The 16,746-nt window shown below is 71.3% G+C and carries 12 protein-coding genes; 5 read left to right on the top strand and 7 right to left on the bottom strand.

Features of this window, described 5'->3' with window-relative positions; genetic code table 11:
- Positions 1-137 precede the first annotated feature (137 nt).
- The 3 genes from ACTJKJ_RS20030 (at position 138) to ACTJKJ_RS20020 (ending at position 2,839) form a co-directional block, all read left to right on the top strand.
- On the top strand, positions 138-1,388 hold the full coding sequence (locus ACTJKJ_RS20030; RefSeq protein WP_440821521.1) for an AGE family epimerase/isomerase: 1,251 nt from the start codon (positions 138-140) through the stop codon (positions 1,386-1,388).
- Positions 1,381-2,310 carry a carbohydrate kinase family protein gene (locus tag ACTJKJ_RS20025; protein WP_440821520.1) on the top strand — a complete coding sequence of 310 codons (930 nt, stop codon included), beginning with the start codon at positions 1,381-1,383 and terminating at the stop codon, positions 2,308-2,310. Before ACTJKJ_RS20030 ends, ACTJKJ_RS20025 begins: the two co-directional genes overlap by 8 nt.
- A 76-nt stretch (positions 2,311-2,386) precedes the next feature.
- Complete coding sequence (locus ACTJKJ_RS20020; RefSeq protein WP_440821519.1) at positions 2,387-2,839, top strand: MarR family winged helix-turn-helix transcriptional regulator; 453 nt, start codon at positions 2,387-2,389, stop codon at positions 2,837-2,839.
- Positions 2,840-2,962: 123 nt separating this feature from the next.
- On the opposite strand, the gene ACTJKJ_RS20015 is transcribed toward ACTJKJ_RS20020, so the two are convergent.
- The 7 genes from ACTJKJ_RS20015 to ACTJKJ_RS19985 all read right to left on the bottom strand — a co-directional run bounded on the left by ACTJKJ_RS20015 (position 2,963) and on the right by ACTJKJ_RS19985 (position 13,146).
- A complete protein-coding gene (locus tag ACTJKJ_RS20015; protein WP_440821518.1) occupies positions 2,963-3,892 on the bottom strand; it encodes an alpha/beta hydrolase in 930 nt (309 codons plus the stop codon).
- Positions 3,893-3,934: 42 nt separating this feature from the next.
- Complete coding sequence (locus tag ACTJKJ_RS20010; protein WP_440821517.1) at positions 3,935-6,490, bottom strand: efflux RND transporter permease subunit; 2,556 nt, start codon at positions 6,488-6,490, stop codon at positions 3,935-3,937.
- Between the two features lie 20 nt (positions 6,491-6,510).
- Positions 6,511-7,542, bottom strand: coding sequence for a WD40/YVTN/BNR-like repeat-containing protein (locus tag ACTJKJ_RS20005; protein ID WP_440821516.1), 1,032 nt, complete (start codon positions 7,540-7,542; stop codon positions 6,511-6,513).
- Between the two features lie 113 nt (positions 7,543-7,655).
- On the bottom strand, positions 7,656-9,038 hold the full coding sequence (locus ACTJKJ_RS20000) for a DUF1329 domain-containing protein (protein WP_440821515.1): 1,383 nt from the start codon (positions 9,036-9,038) through the stop codon (positions 7,656-7,658).
- 20 nt (positions 9,039-9,058) lie between these two features.
- Complete coding sequence (locus ACTJKJ_RS19995) at positions 9,059-10,792, bottom strand: DUF1302 domain-containing protein (RefSeq protein WP_440821514.1); 1,734 nt, start codon at positions 10,790-10,792, stop codon at positions 9,059-9,061.
- A gap of 47 nt (positions 10,793-10,839) precedes the next feature.
- The gene (locus ACTJKJ_RS19990) at positions 10,840-11,616 is read right to left on the bottom strand and encodes a coniferyl-alcohol dehydrogenase (RefSeq protein ID WP_091724582.1); all 777 of its coding nucleotides are present in this window, start codon (positions 11,614-11,616) and stop codon (positions 10,840-10,842) included.
- Between the two features lie 66 nt (positions 11,617-11,682).
- The gene (locus ACTJKJ_RS19985; protein ID WP_440821513.1) at positions 11,683-13,146 is read right to left on the bottom strand and encodes a benzaldehyde dehydrogenase; all 1,464 of its coding nucleotides are present in this window, start codon (positions 13,144-13,146) and stop codon (positions 11,683-11,685) included.
- Between the two features lie 280 nt (positions 13,147-13,426).
- On the opposite strand from ACTJKJ_RS19985, the gene ACTJKJ_RS19980 reads away from it, so the two are divergent.
- The gene (locus ACTJKJ_RS19980) at positions 13,427-15,271 is read left to right on the top strand and encodes a sigma 54-interacting transcriptional regulator (protein ID WP_440821512.1); all 1,845 of its coding nucleotides are present in this window, start codon (positions 13,427-13,429) and stop codon (positions 15,269-15,271) included.
- A gap of 232 nt (positions 15,272-15,503) precedes the next feature.
- A complete protein-coding gene (locus tag ACTJKJ_RS19975) occupies positions 15,504-16,745 on the top strand; it encodes a thiolase family protein (protein WP_440821511.1) in 1,242 nt (413 codons plus the stop codon).
- Position 16,746 lies beyond the last annotated feature (1 nt).

Below are 16,746 nucleotides of genomic sequence, written 5' to 3'. Positions count from 1 at the left end.
GTTTACTAAACGTCGCGAAATTGGGGGCGATTCCCTCCGGCGAGATTGACCGTGGCGAGGCGCGCCCCCTATAACGGCGCGCAAACCCTCCGGGGCGTCGGCGTTGCTCCGGCGATCCCCACGGACCCTTCCTCACCATGCCCAACGCCCGCGACCTTCCCGCCCTCCCCGACTTCAGGTCTCCGACCGTGCTGCTCGCGCATGTCCGCCGCACCATGGACTTCTATCACCCGCGCTGCATCGATCCCAGCGGCGGGATGTACCACTTCTTCAAGGACGACGGTACCGTCTACGACGCGCATCAGCGCCATCTGGTCAGCAGCACGCGCTTCGTCTTCACCTACGCGATGGCCTACCGCCACTTCGGCGATCCGGCTCATCTGGAGGGCCTGCGCCATGCGCTGCGTTTCCTGCGCGAGGCGCACCGGGACACGGCGCAGGAGGGCTACCACTGGCTGCTGGACTGCCGCGCCGATCGGCGCGAGGTGCTCGACGGCACGCGCCATGCCTACGGGCATGCGTTCGTGCTGCTGGCCTACGCCCATGCCGTGATGGCCGGCCTGGACGAGGCCCGTCCCTGGCTGGCGGAGACCTTCGAGCTGATGGAGCGCCGCTTCTGGGACGCGGCGGCCGGCCTGTATGCGGACGAGGCCAGCGCCGACTGGTCGACGCTGTCGCCGTACCGCGGCCAGAACGCCAACATGCATGCCTGCGAGGCCCTGCTGGCCGCCTTCGACGCGACCGGCGAGCGCCGCTACCTCGAGCGCGCCCACCAGCTGGCCTACAACATCACCCAGCGCCAGGCCCAGCGCTGCGGCGGCCTGATCTGGGAGCACTACGACACGCAGTGGCAACCGGACTGGCAATACAACATCGACGACCCGGCCCACCTGTTCCGCCCCTGGGGCTACCAGCCCGGCCACCTCACCGAGTGGGCCAAGCTGCTGCTGCAGCTGCAAGCGCGCGGTGACGCGCTGGAGGCGGACCTGAGCTGGGCGCTGCCCACCGCCGAACGCCTGTTCAAGGTCGCGATGGACAAGGGCTGGGACCGCGCGCAGGGCGGCCTGCATTACTCGCTGGCGCCCGACCTGAGCGTCTGCGACGCGGACAAGTATTTCTGGGTGCAGGCCGAGAGCGCCGCCGCCGCGGCGCTGCTGGCGGTCCGCACCCGGGGCGACGCGGCCTTCTACTGGGACTGGTACCAGCGGCTCTGGGCCTACAGCTGGACCCATTTCGTCGACCACGCGCATGGCGCCTGGTACCGCATCCTGGACCGCGAGAACCGCAAGCTCAGCGATGAGAAGAGCCCCGCGGGCAAGGTCGACTACCACACGATGGGCGCCTGCTACGACATCGTCCGGGCCATGGGAGCAGCCGCTCATGCATGAAGCGCCGTTGATGCTCTGCGCCGGTGAGGCGCTGACCGACCTGCTGCACCAGGGCGAGGATCGCTGGGTCAGCCGCGTCGGAGGCTCGGTGTGGAACGTGGCGCGCGCGCTGGCGGCGCTGGGCGAGCCCACCGCCTTTGCCGGCGCCGTCAGCCGCGACCACTTCGGCGACGCGCTGTGGCGGGCCAGCGAAGCCGCCGGCCTGGACCTGCGCCTGATGCAGCGTGTCGATCGCGCGCCCTTGCTCGCGGTCGTCGAGCGGGGCGAGCCGCCGTCCTACTTCTTCATCGGCAACGACAGCGCCGACCTGCACTTCGACGAGCAGGCGCTGCCCGCCGGCTGGTCGCAGGGGCTGCGTTGGGCGCATTTCGGCGGCATCAGCCTGGCGCGCCAGCCGCTGGCCGAGCGGTTGGTGGCGCTGGCCGAGCGCCTGAAGCGCCAGGGCGTGGCGATCAGCTACGACCCCAACTACCGCACGCTGATGGACGCCTCCTACGCACCGACGCTGCGGCGCATGGCCGCGCTGGCCGATCTGGTGAAGGTGTCCGACGAGGACCTGCTGGGGCTGTTCCCCGGCGTGGCGCCGGACGAATCCCTGCGCCAGCTGCGCGCGATGAACCCGTCGGCGCTGTGCCTGTTCACCCGGGGCGGCGCCGGCGCGAGCCTGCTGCGCGGTGAACAGCGCTGCGACGCGCAGGCGCCTCGGGTCGAGGTGGTCGACACCGTCGGCGCCGGCGATGCGAGCGTGGCCGGGCTGCTGCACAGCCTCGCCAGCCATCCCGAGCGTGCCTTGCCGGATCACCTGCACGCGGCCCTGGCGGCTGGCTCGGCCGCCTGCCAGCACGCTGGCGCCACGCCGCCCAGCCGGCAGGCCGTCGATCGGCTGTACGAGCAGCTGCGCGCCGGGGCGGCGCTCGCGTGACGCGGCGCTCGCCATCGCGCCACGAACCGCCATGAACCCAGGGGCCGCGGCAAGGCTGCAGTTATGCTGCTCGCCCATGAGCTCGACGCGCGACAAATCCGCTCCCCTCGACCAGTCCCGCCTCGCCCACACGCTGGGCTACGCCATCGCGCGCGCGGCGGTCACCACCAACCAGCTGTTCGCTCGGGGTGTCGGTGATCCGCTGGGACTCAGGCCGGTGGAGTTCACGCTGCTGCAGCTGATCCTCTCCAATCCCGCCACCACGCAGAAGCGGCTGTGCGACCTGCTGCGCGTGCCGGCGCCGCAGATGACGCTGATCCTGGACCGGTTGCGGGAACGCGGCTGGCTCGTGCGCGAACGCGATGCCAACGACCGCCGCGCGCTGCACCTGCGGCTCACGCCCGCGGGCACCCGGCTGGCCGAGAAGAGCCTCGCGGCGCTGCAGGACTCCGAGCAGGCGCTCGAGCAGGTGCTGACCAGCGGCGAGCGCCTGCTGCTGCAGGAACTGCTCGCCAAGGTCGCCCGCTGAGGCGGCCGCGGCAGCTGAGACGGCAGCGTGGGCGCGCTCGGTCGCCCTCGCCTTCGCCCCGCCTTTGCTCCGCTTTCGTGCTCGCCTGTGCTCGCCTCCGAGCGCCTTCGCCCGCGGGCGCGCTCAGCCCAGCGCCTGTTTCAAGGCCTGGGCCATCTGCGCCAGCGCCAGGCGCGCCGCCGGCACGGCGCCGGCCATGCTGATGAAGCCGTGCGCCAGGCCGTGGTACTCGACGACGGTGACGGCGTTGCCGGCCGCACCGAGCGCCTCGCCGTAGGCCATGGCCTCGTCGCGCAGCGCGTCATGGGCCGCGAGCACCAGCAGCGTGGGCGGCAGGCCGGCCAGGCTCGGCGCCAGCAGCGGCGCGCCGCGCCAGTCCGGCGCCTTCGCCGTGGGGCCGAAGTAATGACGGCTGAAGTAGTCCATCGTCCGGCGCGTCAAGGTCGGCCCGGCGGCATGCCGCTCGCGGGACGGATAGGCGCCGTCGTGGCCGCCGGCGGCCGGCGGATAGACCAGCAGCTGGAACGCGATCGCCGGCCCGCCCGCATCGCGCGCCATCAGCGCCGTGGTCGCCGCCAGCGCGGCACCGGCGCTGTCGCCGGCCACCGCCAGCCGGGCCGGGTCGCCGCCGAAACCGCGAATCGCCTCGGCGACCCAGCCGAGCGCGGCGAAGCAGTCCTCGACGGCCGCGGGATACGGATGCTCCGGCGCGAGGCGATAGGCGGCGGAGACGACCATGACGCCGCTGTCCGCGCAGAGCTGGCGGCACACCGCTTCATAGGCCTCGAGGTCGCCCAGCACGAAACCGCCACCGTGGAAGTACAGCGTCACCGGCAAGGCGCCGGCAGCGCCGCGTGGCCGGTAGACGCGGACCCGCAGGGCCTGGCCGCCGAAGCGGGCCTCGTGCGGCGTCACCTCCACGTCGGCGGGCGGCACGGTGGCGGCCGTGCAGATCTGTCGGTACAGGCCGCGGCAGGCGTCGGGCGGCAGGTCGCAGAGATCGGGCGCACCGGCCGCCTGGGCGAGCACGTGCTTCAGATGCAGGTCGAGCATGGGGTCTCCTTCGGAACGATCGAGGTGAGGTGAGGCGTCGTGTCAGGCGGGTCCGGCCGTGCTGGCCGCGCCGCTAGTGCTGGCCGCGCCGCTGGCGGTGGTCGTGTTGCCGTTCGCCTTGGCGGCGTGGGTGGCCGTGCCGGTCGGCTTGAGCAGCCAGTGGGCCAGCGCCGGCAGCAGCACCAGCGCGCCGACCATGTTCCAGACAAACATGAAGGCCAGCAGGAGGCCCATGTCGGCCTGGAACTTGATGGGGGACAGCGCCCAGGTGCCCACCGCCAGCGCGAGGGTCACGCCGGTGAGCATGACCACCCGTCCGGTGAACTGCAGCGCGTGCAGGTAGGCCGCCGAGAGGCTCTCGCCCGCGCGCAGCCGGGCCAGCATGACGCTGAGCACATACAGCGCGTAGTCCACGCCGATGCCCACGCCCAGCGCGATCACCGGCAGCGTGGCCACCTTGACCCCCATGCCCAGGCCCACCATCAGCGCCTCGCACAGGATGGAGGTCAGCACCAGCGGCAGCACCGCCACCACCACCGCCCGCCAGGAGCGGAAGGTCACCCAGCACAGCACGACGACGGCGCCGTAGACCCACCACAGCATCTCCCGCATTGCCTGCTGGACGACGATGTTGGTGGCCGCGGCGATGCCGGCCGAGCCGGCGGCCAGCATGAAGCGCTCGGAGGGCGCGGCCGCTGTCCCGGACTGCCCGGACTGCCCGGACTGCCCGGACGGCCCGGCGCCACGGCCCGGTGCCGCTGCGTTGGTGGCGTTGGCGGCGATGAAGCCCTCGACCGTGTCGACGACGCTCGTCAGCGTCTCGGCCTTGTGGTCCTTCAGGTAGACGTACAGCGAGAGGAAGGAGCAGCCCTGGTTGAACAGCTCGCGCGGCGCGCGCGTCTGCACGCCGCCGAGCGCGCTGTCATTGGGGATGAGCTCGTACCACTTCAGCTGGCCCTCGTTGTAGCCCACCATCGCGAGCTTGGAGAGCGCCGCCATGGAGTTGGTGGACTCCACGCCGGGCAGTTGCTCCAGCCGCCAGGCGAGCTGGTCGACCTTGGCCAGCGTGCCGTAGCGCGTGCACTGGTCCTCGGGCGTGGCGACCATCACCACCAGGATGTCGCTGGACGCGGCGTAGTGCCGGGTGACGTAGTCGTTGTCGCGGTTGTAGCGCGAGTCCGCGCGCAGTTCGGGCGCGCCGGGGTCGAGGTCGCCGACGTGCAGCCGCGTGCTGACCGCATAACCCGCCACGGCCAGCACCGCCGACACGGCAAGCGCCATCAGCGCCGGGCCGCGTTGCGTGAAGCGGTCGAGCAGGCGCCACAGGCCCGAGTTCCCTGCGGCGGGATTGAACGCGGGGTCGTCGCGCAGGCTGCGTCGGGCCGCCGCCGGGCTCACGCCCACGTAGGACAGCAGGATGGGCAGCAGCACGAGGTTGGTGAAGATCAGCACCGCCACGCCGATGCTGGCCACCAGCGCCAGGTCCTGGATGGCCTGGATCTTGATCAGCGCCAGCACGGCGAAGCCGACGGCATCGCACAGCAGCGCGGTCAGGCCCGCGACGAAGAGGCGTCGGAAGGTGTAGCGCGCGGCGACCACGCGGTGCGTGCCGCGGCCCACGTCCTGCATGATCCCGTTCATCTTCTGCGCGCCATGGCTCATGCCGATGGCGAAGACCAGGAAGGGCACCAGCACCGAGTACGGATCCAGCGCGTAGCCCAGCAGCGCCAGCAGGCCGAACTGCCACACCACGGCGATGAGCGAGCAGGCCACCACCAGCACGGTGCTGCGCACGCAGCGGGTGTAGGCCCACAGCACGCCGGCGCAGATCACCAGCGCCACGCCGAAGAACACCAGCACCTGGCGCAGCCCCTCGATGAGATCGCCCATGACCTTGGCGAAGCCGGTCACGTGCAGCGTGACGACGTCGCCGTCGTACTTCGCGCGCAGCGCCTCGATCTGCCGGCCCAGCGCGCCGTAGTCCAGCGCCTGGCCGGTCTTGGGATTCACGTCCAGCAGCGGCGCGAAGACGATGCTGGAGCGCGAGTCGCCGGCGACGATCTGGCCGATCTCGCCCGAGCGCTCGACATTGGCCCGGACCTCGGCCAGCGCTTCGGGCGAGCCGTCGTAGCTATCGCCCATGACGGTGTTGCCGTCCAGCCCCTCCTCCGTCACCGCGACCCAGCGCGTGTTGGCCGTCCACAGCGACTTCATGAAGGGCCGGTCCACGCCGGGCATCAGGTAGACCTCGTCGCTGATCTTCTGCAGCGTGTCGAGGTAGCGCTTGTCGTAGATCGTGCCCTGGCGCGCCTCGACGACGATGCGCAGCGCATTGCCCTGGCCGCCGAGGTCGCCCTTGTGCGTCAGGTAGTTGACGATATAGGGATGCTGGGTCGGGATGGTCTTCTCGAAGCTGGCATTGAGCGTCAGCCGCAAGGCCTGCTGGCCCAGCCACAGCGTGGCCAGCAGGCACAGCAGCATGACCCAGGGCCGGTGGTTGAAGAGCAGCCGCTCGGCCCAGGAGCCGGAGCGGGTGTCGAAGTCGTCGAGCCGGGTCACCACGGGTGGGGTGCCGGCCGGGTCGGTGGCGGCGTGCATCGTTGGTGTCAGGGAGTGGATCAGGGTGCGGGTGAGGCGCGGCGGGTACCGCGCAGGCTGGCGATGACCCAGGCGCCATCGGGAGCGGCGGCCAGGCCAGCGGCAGGCAGCGGCCCGGCGGGCGGGGGACGGCGCGTGAAGCGGTGGCCGTCGTCGGTGCTGACGAAGAGCTCGCCGTTCTGGGCCAGCAGCGTGAGCTCGGCGCGATCGGCGCGCTCGAGGCCGGCCTGCAGGCTGACCGGCGTGCCGAGTTCGACCTTGTCCCAGCTCGCCCCGGCATCACCGGAGCGGTAGACGCTGCCGCGCAGGCCGTAGGCCAGCAACGCGCCGCTGCGCGTGGACAGCAAGCCGAAGAAGCTGCCCTTGTAGGGCGAGGCCAGCGCGGTGAAGGAAACGCCATCGTCGCTGGAGCGCAGCAGCAGGCCCTGCTCGCCGGCGATGACCCACGCTCCGCCAGGCCCGCCGACGGCGCGCACGCCGTACAGGTGCAGGCCGCGCGGGTTGACCGCGCGCAGCGGCAGCGGCTCCCAGGTCCGGCCGCCGTCGCGCGTGGCCATGGCCAGGCCGTAGGCACCGACGGCGATGACCCGCTGCCCGTCGAGGGCCTCCAGGTCGAACCAGGGTTTGTCGGCGCCCTCCTCGACCAGGCGCTGCGCGGCGCGGCGGCTGGCGTCATCGGTCGCGGCGGCCAGCAGTGCCTGGGCCGCGCGCACCCCGTCCAGCTGCAGCGTCCAGGTCTTGCCGCCGTCCTCCGTCTTCAGGATGACGCCGAGATGGCCGACGGCCCAGCCGGTGCGGGCATCGACGAAGCGCAGCGCCGTCAGCCCCGCGCGCACCGGCACCCGCGCCTGCTGCCAGGTCTTGCCGCCGTCGTCGGACCACAGCACCGTGCCGCGCTCGCCGGCCGCCACCAGGCGATCGCCGGCGCGTGCCACGGCCAGCGTGGACGCGCCCAGCGCCTTGGGGCTGATCAAGGCCGGCTCGGTCAGCGCGGCCGGCACGGCGGGCAGGGTCGGCGCGGCAGCAGCACCCGCCGCGGAGGGGGTGGCCATTGCCGGAGACCCAGCCACTGCGGGAGACACGGTGACCGCGGGCGGTGCGCCCGGCTCGGGCGCCGTCGCGGCCGCCGTCGCNCAGGCCAGCATCAGGACAGCCGGCCCCCGCATCACCGCGCTCCTTCGTTGGCCAGTTCCTCGGGGCTGAAGAAGCTGCGCGGCAGCGGCGCGACGACCTTGTACTGGCTGGGCAGCTCATTGCTGGCCATGTTCAGGTAGTAGGCGCCGGTCTGCAGGTCGTAGCCGCCCCAGTACATGTTGCCCACGAGCGCCGGGATGTCCGACGCCAGCAGCGTCAGCGTGTAGTTGGTGCGCCAGAGGTCGCCCTTGGCGTCCCAGCCGTCGAACAGGATGATCTGCCAGCTGTCCTCGTCGATGTAGTACTTGCGCTTGGGCACGACGTGGCGCTTGCCCTCGGCCAGCGTCGCCTCGACCTCCCAGACGCGGTGCAGCTCCCAGCGCACCAGGCTCGGGTTGAGCGTGCCCGGCGTCACCAGGTCCGCCACCTTGGCGGAGGCCGCGCGGTTGTTGTTGTAGGGGATGTAGAGCTCGCGCTTGCCCACCAGCTTGAGCGTGTGCTTGTCGATCGGGCCGAAGAGGTTGAAGGCTTCATCGAACAGGCCGATGCCCGAGGTCACCGAGTCCGGCGTGTCGTAGGCCACCGACGGTGCCTTGCGCACGCGGCGCTGCCCCACCAGGTACTGCCACAGACCGCGCGGGTTGCTCGCGTTCAGGTTGTCGTGCGCGAGGATGGCCTCGCCGGTCTTGGAGCCCGGCTCGCTGACGGCGAACTTGCCGAGCTGGTAGTAGCCGTCGAATTTCTCGAGGCTGCCCTCGGGGTCGTAGAACTGCTTGCGGAAACTCTGCGTGCCGCCGGAGGCCATCGCGCGCTTGCCGTCGGCCGTCACGACCCACACGCGCACCGGCGCCTGGATGTAAGTGCCGGTCCAGGCCAGGCGATGGTTCTGGAACACCTCGTAGCCATCCTTGGGAATGGGGAACGGCGTGCCGCCATAGGCGCCCTCGGTTCCATGGCCGTTATCGACCAGCTTGGCGCGCGTGGCGTTCTTGAAGGTGTTGTCGTAGACCCATTGCGGCGCGGCGGCGGTGCGGTGGGTCGGGTAGACCTCGATGCGGAAGTCGGGGTACTTCTTCATCAGCGCCTTCACGCCGTCGCTGAGCCTGGACTCGTACTGGGCCATGTTCTTGGCGCTGATCGAGTACAGCGGCTTCTCGCCCGGGAAGGGATCGGGTCGGGCGTCGCCGGCCTTGAAGCCCGCGGGCGCCTTGGTCATGCCGCCGTCCCAGGCGGGAATGCTGCCGTCCTTGTTGGCGCCGCGTTCGGCGCCCAGCGGGGTCAGCGTGGTCTTGAGCCGGGCGGCCTCCTCGGCCGTGACGGCGGCGAGCGCGGGAGCGGACAACAGCATGGCGACCGCGGCGGCGGAAGCAGCGGTGGCGGCGAAGACGCGCGCCGGGAGAGGGATGCGATTCATGGGAGGTCTTTCGTGGAGCGTCAGAAGGTGCGCGAGACGGCGAGGCTGACGAAGGCGCGGTCGCGCAGCGTCTGGCCGAAGGTGAGCTGGCGCGGCGAGCCGCTGCCGGCGACCAGGGTCTCGGTGAAGGTCCTGGCGGTGCCGAAGAAGTCGCTGTAGGTCAGCGCCACGTTCCAGGCGTTCTGGTACTTGCCCTTGAGCCCGATGCTGTAGTCGCCGGCCTTGGACGCGCCGCCGGCGAAGTTGGCGATGGCCGAGGACCGGCCGCCGAAGTTCCAGCCCAGGCCGAGGGGCACCGAGAGGTCCAGCCCCGGCAGCACCTGGAAGTACTGCGGCTCGAAGAGCACGCGCAAGGCGAAGGCGCCCTTGGTGGTGTTCGGGTCCAGGCCGCCGATGCCCTGGCTCGCGCCGTTGCTGGCGGCGAAGATGTCCTTGGTCACGCTGAGCCGGCGGTTGTAGGCCAGCTCGGCCAGCAGCGCCCCGCCCTGCCACAACGCGCCCGGCTGCAGCACGTAGATGCCCGAGGCCTGCAGATGGGCGGTGCGGCCCACCGCGAAGCACGGCGCGTCGCTGCCCCCGCAGCTCAGCACCGGGCCCAGGCCCAGCACGGCGGGATCGCTGTTCAGCGGCGCGTTCCAGCGCAGCGAGCCCTCGACGGCCCAGTTCAACTGGCCGATCGACGAGGTGACGCTCGCGCCGAGGGTGCGGATGTCGTCGCCATGGGCCAGGTGCACGTTGCCGTTGACGAAGTCGAACACCGGCACGGCCGGCGTCTTGTCGTGGTACTGCGCGGCATAGAGGCCGAACTCGTAGTCGCTGCCGGTCGGGCTGATGCGCAGCTGCACGCCGCCCTGCCCCGAGTCGCGCGGACGCAGGTCGCGGCTCCTGTCGTAGGTCAGCAGGATGGGACTGCCGTCGGGCGCCTGGCCGAAGTTGACGGTGCCGGTGCCGACGTAGTCCTGGTTGGAGAAGTAGCTGCCGACGCCGGGGATCTTGCTCGGCCGCCACTTGAGCTGGTAGTAGGCGCCCAGCGAGAGGCCCTCGGCGATCTGCAGCGAGCCCGACACCTGCTCCACCGGCAGCAGCACTTCCTTGAACTGCCAGCCGGGCACCGACATGATCTTGGCCACGTCCACCGGCCCTTGCGCGTTGGCGATGCCGTTCTGGCCGAAGAAGAGGCTCTCGCCCCATTGCAGCGTGTGGCGTCCGACGCGCACGGTGCCCTTCATGCCGGCGATCTCGCCCTTGAAGTAGACGAAGGCATCGAGGAACTCGCCGCTGCGACCATGCTGGCGGCGCGTGTCGGGGAGGAACTCGTTGGCGGCCTGGCCGGGGAAGCCATTGGACGTCGACACGGCGGTGCCCAGGTTGTTGCCGCCGGCGTAGACCTCGGTGCCGGCGTAGCGGTTCTTGCGCAGGTAGACCGCGTCGCGCCACGCGTTGCCGCTGAGCCGCGCGCCGAAGTTCTGGCTGGTGAGGTCGAGCTCGGCCAGCAGGTCGAAGCGGTTGGAGATCTGGCCGCGCTTGAAGTTGTGGTCGCCGTCGTCCTCGTTGACGGTGCCGGGGTCGACGGCCACGTCCAGCCGCGTCAGCGCGGCGGACGGATTCTTGAGCCGCACGGCGGTGCTGTACTTGGGTGTCAGGTCCAGACGCAGCTTGTAGTCGCTGCTGGGCAGGTCGATGTCGAAGGCGTGGGCGGCCGGCAGGGCAAAAGCTGCCGCCACCGCCAGCGCGAGGCGGGTGGGTCGGGTCATGTTGTCTCCTCGAGGGTGGTGCGGGCTCGGCGGCCCGCTTGAATGAATCAGAGGTAGGTCGAGGCCAGCCCGCCGTCGACCGGCAGGTTGACGCCGCTGATCCAGCGCGACTCGTCGGCGCACAGGAAGGCGATCACGGGCGCGACCTCGTCCGCCAGCGCCGGACGCTTGATACGGTGGGCGTCCTTCTGCACGCGCTCCTCGCCGAGCATCTGCACGAAGTCGCCCAGGATGGGCGTCATCACCGGACCGGGCGCGACGCAGTTCATCCGCACGCCATGCGCGAGGAACCACTTCTGCGACTGCGTGACGGTCCAGACGATCAGCGCCTCCTTGAAGTACTGGTAGCAGGTCTCCTGCGCCACCGGCTTCTTCGCGAGGAAGGCCAGGCCGGCTTCGAAGCTGGGCGTCTCCGCCAGCGCCTTGTGGAGGTCCAGCCGCGCGGGCCATTCGGCGCCGAGGATGGAGGCGATGTTGACGATGGCACCGCCGTGATTCCCATGGGGCAGGCGCTCGATGGCGCGCGTGCACAGGTGGCGCAGCCCGAGGTAGTTGACCCGCGCCACCAGGTCCACCGGCGCGGTGCCGGGCACGCCGGCGATGTTGCACAGCGCGTCGAAGCGCTCGGGCAGCTGCTTGAAGGCGGCGTCGATGGCGGCCTGCTCCGACAGGTCGGCCTTGATGAAGCCGTCCAGCGTCAGCGCGGGCTCGTTGCGATCCACGCCGATGACGCGCGCGCCCTTCAGGCGCAGGAAGCGCGCGGTCTCGGCGCCGATGCCGGAGCTCGCGCCGGTGATGACGATGGTCTTGCCGTGAAAGTTCATGCTTGTCTCCTTGTGTGTTGTCGTCTGTCTGCTGCCGCGGGCCCGCGCCGTCTAGCGCGGCGCGCGTCAGAACGGGAACTGCGGCGGCGCGTCCTTGACGGTCAGCCACTGCCAGGTGCTGAACTGTTCCCAGTCGCCGGGGCCGCCGTGCGAGTTGCCGTTGCCCGCGATGCCGGGGCCGCCGAAGGGATTGACCGCGTCGTCGTTGACCGTCTGGTCGTTGATGTGGACCATGCCGGCGCGCAGTTGCCGCCCCAGTGCCAGCGCGCGGCCCACCGAGCGCGAGATCACGCCGGCCGCCAGCCCGCCCTGGCTGTCGTTGGCCAGCGCCACGGCCTCCTCGTCGGTCTTGAAGGTGACCAGGTTGACGACGGGGCCGAAGGTCTCGTGGTCGTAGGTCGGCATGCCGGGCCGCACGCCGGCCAGCACGGTGGGCTTGTAGAAGAGGCGATCGAAAGTGCCGCCAGCCAGCAGTTGGGCGCCGGCCCGCACGCTGGCCTGCACCGCGGCGTGCACGCGGTCGCGCTGACGCTCGTCGATCAGCGGCCCCAGCGCGACCTGGCCGCTGGCGCCGTCGCCCACTGGCAGCTGCCGGGCCTTGGCGACCAGGCGCTCGGTGATGGCGGGGGCGATGGCTTCGTGCACCAGCACGCGGTTGCTGGCCATGCAGATCTGGCCCTGGTGCAGCCAGGCGCCCCAGGCGATGTTGCTGGCGGCCAGGTCGAGGTCGGCGTCGTCGAGCACGACCAGCGCATTGCTGCCGCCCAGCTCCAGCGAGACCTTCTTCAGGTGGCGGCCCGCCAGCTCGCCGATGCGGCGCCCGACGCCGACCGAGCCGGTGAAGGAGATCATCGCGACGGTCGGATCCTCGACCAGCGCCTCGCCCACGGCCGCGCCGCCGGGCAGGACGTGCAGCAGGCCGGCGGGCAGGCCGGCGGCCTCGAAGACGCGGGCGATCAGGAAGCCGCCGCTGACCGGCGTGCGCGGATCGGGCTTGATGACGACGGCATTGCCCGCGGCCAGTGCCGGGGCCACCACGCGCAGCGTCAGCACCAGCGGGAAGTTGAAGGGCGAGATCACGCCCACCACGCCCAGCGGCACGCGCCGCGCGAGGGACAGCCGCCCCGGCGTACTGGGCAGCACCTGGCCCTGGGACTGCAGCGGCATGGAGGCTGCGATCTGGCAGAAAGCGATGGCCTCGCGCAGCTCGTGCTGGCCCTTGGGCAGGATGGCGCCGCTCTCGCGGGTGACGAAGAGCGCCAACTCGTCGAAGTGGTCCTGGAACAGCTGCGCCGCACGCAGGAACACGGCGGCGCGCTCGCGCGGCGGCGTGGCCGCCCAGTCCGCCTGGGCCTGCGCGGCGATACGCGCAGCGGGCGCCACGTCGGCCGCCACGGCGATGCCGGTGCGCGTCAGCACCGCGCCGGTGGCGGGCTCGATCAGGTCGGCGGACTCGGCGGCGGCGCGCCAGCCGCCGCTGTACACATGCTCATGCCACAGGGCGGGGTCGAGGAAGGGTCGAGAGGTCATGTCAGGCCACGCTGAAGAGGTTGAAAGGCACGAACCCGGTGTTCGCTCGCCCTCTTCCAGTGCAACGCCCGTGCCGCGCCGTGCCAGGGCGGTGCGCCGCCGCGGTGCATCGATGCGCCGGCCTGGATCGTTTTCAGAGTGAAACCATCGCCCGCCCTGGGACTTTCCCTGCCCTCAATGCGAATGCCACTGTCACGGGTTATCCCGGGTCATCGATATTTATGAAATGAAAACAATTTGAGGACCCGATCCGTGGTCGACCTGCTCAATTGATCAAGCCATGACCAAGCCGCCCCGCATCTCCCTGGCCGAAGTGGCCCGCCAGACCGGCACGATGCTGCGCCGCGGCGACAGCCGGCACTTCGTCGAGGCGCAGCAGCCGACGATGGACGACCTGACCGAGTCGCTGTTCTTCTCGCCCGGCGACGGCCGCATCTGGCTCAACGACCAGCGCATGCTGCTGCTGCACAGCTCCGCCGTCGGGCACCTGCGGCGCGAGCTGATCGACACGCTGGGCCTGGAGCGCGCACGCGGCCTGCTGACGCGGGCCGGCTACGTGTCCGGCGCGCGCGACGCGCAGCTGGTGCGTGAGCGCTGGCCGCAGGCCGACGCGGCCAACGTCTTCATGGCCGGCACGCGGCTGCATGCGCTCGAGGGCGTGGTCAAGGTGACGCCGCTGGCCTTCGACTTCGACATCGACCGCGGCACCTACGAGGGCGAGTTCCTCTGGGAGCATTCCAGCGAGGACGACGAGCACATCAGCGCCTACGGCATCGGCACCGAGGCGGCCTGCTGGTCGCAGGTGGGCTACGCCACCGGCTACGTGACCAGCCTGTTCGGGCAGCTCGTGATCTTCCGCGAGGTGGAGTGCCGCGCCATGGGCGCGAGCGTCTGCCGCGTGATTGGCCGCCATGCCGCGGCCTGGGGCGACATCAGCGAGGACCTGCGCTACCTGGAGGCCAAGGACTTCCGCCGCATCAACGCCGCCGCGGAGCCCGCCCCGTCGTCGCCGGCCGCGCCGGCCGACACCAGCGGCGAGCGAGTCAAGGAGCGGGATGGAGAGCCCCCAGAAGGCCACGCAGACCGCCAAGCCGAACGCCACGACATCGTCGGCGCCTCCTCGGCCTTCACCTCCGCCTGCCACCAGCTCGCGCGCGTGGCGCCCACCCGCGCCACCGTGCTCTTCACCGGCGAATCGGGCGTTGGCAAGGAGGCCTTCGCACGCCGGCTGCACCGCGTCAGTCCGCGCGCGGCCGGGCCCTTCATGGCGGTGAACTGCGCCGCCATCCCGGAGACGCTGATCGAGAGCGAGCTCTTCGGCGTCGAGCGCGGCGCCTTCACCGGCGCCAGCCAGTCGCGCCCTGGGCGCTTCGAACGCGCGCACGGCGGCACGCTGTTCCTGGACGAGATTGGCACGCTGAGCCTGGTCAGCCAGGGCAAGCTGCTGCGCGCGCTGCAGGAGGGCGAGATCGAGCGCGTGGGCGGCACGCGGGTGCTGGAGATCGATGTCCGCGTGGTCGCGGCGACCAACGTCGACCTGCAGGCCGAGGTCAGCGCCGGGCGCTTTCGCGAGGACCTCTACTACCGCCTCAACGTCTACCCCATCCACCTGCCGCCGCTGCGCGAGCGGCGCGACGACGTCCCGCTGCTGATGGCGCATTTCCTGCGGCGCGAGGCCCAGCGGCACGGCCGCCATCCGACCGGCTTCACGCCCCGCGCCGTGCGGGCGATGCTGCACTACGCCTTCCCCGGCAACATCCGCGAGCTGCAGAACCTGGTCGAGCGCGGCGTCATCTCGGCCGAGGACGGCCAGGCCATCGACGTGGCGCACATGTTCCGGCGCGAGCAGCTCAGCGACGAGGCGCTGCTGGCCATCGGCGCGCACGGCACGCTGCGCAAGGGCGCCGCGCCCGCGCCGCGCCTGCTGGACCTGCTGGGTGAGGCGCTGCACTCCGGCAGCGCCGGCCACGTGGCGCTGGACGCCATCGAGCGCCAACTGCTGCGCGAGGCCACCGAGGCCGAGCACGGCAACCTCGCCGCCGCCGCCCGCCGGCTGGGCCTCACGCGCGCGCAGCTGGCCTATCGCCTGCAGCGCGCGGCGCAGCCGCCGGCGCCTGCCGGCTGAGCCGCGTCATTTGGTCGCGGCAATCAATTCATTTCAATAATCAATCCATCGCTTGGTGGCCGGCGGCGACATCGCCTCGGCCGCGCAAGCCTGCGCCACACTGTCGATTAGGTGCCCGTGAAGCCGCTGATTTCGGCTCCGATGTCCGTGCAAACCCTGAATGTCCTATTCCTCTTTTAGTTAATACTGTTAATCATCAGCAGCCAAGCAGCTGGCCTCGCCAGACGTCCCCATGCCCGACTTCTCCGCCCGATTCGACGATCACTGGCTCCTCGACGGCGCGCGCACGCCGCTGGTGGACTACTGCGGTGCGCTGGCCGATGTCTCGCCCATCGACCTGGGGATCAAGGCGGCCCGCGCCGCGTTGACGCGCGCCCAGGTGCCCGGCGCCGCGATCGACTCGGTCGTCACCGCCTCGATGGCGCAAGCCTCCTTCGACGCCTACATGCTGCCGCGCCACGTCGGCCTGTACGCCGGCGTGCCCATCGAGGTCCCGGCCATCCTGGTACAGCGCATCTGCGGCAGCGGCTTCGAGATCATTCGCCAGGCCGCCGACCAGATCACGCTGGGCTACGCCAGCCTGGCGCTGGTGGTGGGCGCGGAGTCGATGTCGCGCAACCCGATCTGCGCCTACACGCACCGCGGCGGCTTCCGGCTCGGCGCGCCGGTCGAGTTCAAGGACTTCCTGTGGGAAGCGCTCGACGACCCGGCCGCCAAGGTGTCGATGATCCAGACGGCCGAGAACCTCGCGCGGAAATACGGCATCACGCGCGCCGAGGTCGACGCCTATGCCGCGTCCTCCTTCGAGCGCGCGCTGCGGGCGCAGGCCGAGGGCTTCCATGCCGGCGAGATCGTGCCGGTGACGAGCGAGCGCTTCGAGCTCGACGGCTACGAGCCGCGCGGCATCAAGCTGCCGCGCAAGGTCGCCGTCGCGGACCGCGACACGCATCCGCGTCCGTCCCCGCTCGAGGCGCTCGCCGCGCTGCGGCCGGTCTACGAAGGCGGCGTGCAGACGGCCGGCAACTCCTCGGCGCTGGTCGACGGTGCGGCGGCGGTGGTCGTCGCCTCCGGCGCCCAGGTGCGCGATCGCGGGCTGCGGCCGCTGGCGCGCCTGCGCGGCGCGGCGGCGGCCGGCGTGCCGCCCGAGATCATGGGCATCGGCCCCGCGCCGGCCATCCGGGCGCTGCTGTCGCGCTGCGGGCTGACGCTGGCCGACATCGACCTCTTCGAGATCAACGAGGCCCAGGGCGCCCAGACCCTGGCCTGCGCGAAGGAGCTCGGCCTGGACCTGGACCGGCTCAACGTCAACGGCGGCGCCATCGCGCTGGGCCATCCGCTGGCCGCCACCGGCGTGCGCCTGACCCTCACCGCCGCGCGCGAACTGCAGCGTCGCGGTGGCCGCTACGCCGTGGTCTCCGCCTGCGTCGGCGGCGGCCAGGGCATGGCGCTGCTCATCGAGAACCCTGACGCCTGAG

The organism is Roseateles sp. 22389 (assembly GCF_052044995.1).
Lineage (GTDB): Bacteria > Pseudomonadota > Gammaproteobacteria > Burkholderiales > Burkholderiaceae_C > Roseateles.
The sequence above is the reverse complement of the archived record's forward strand: the minus strand, read 5'-3'. Positions and strand labels throughout refer to the sequence as shown.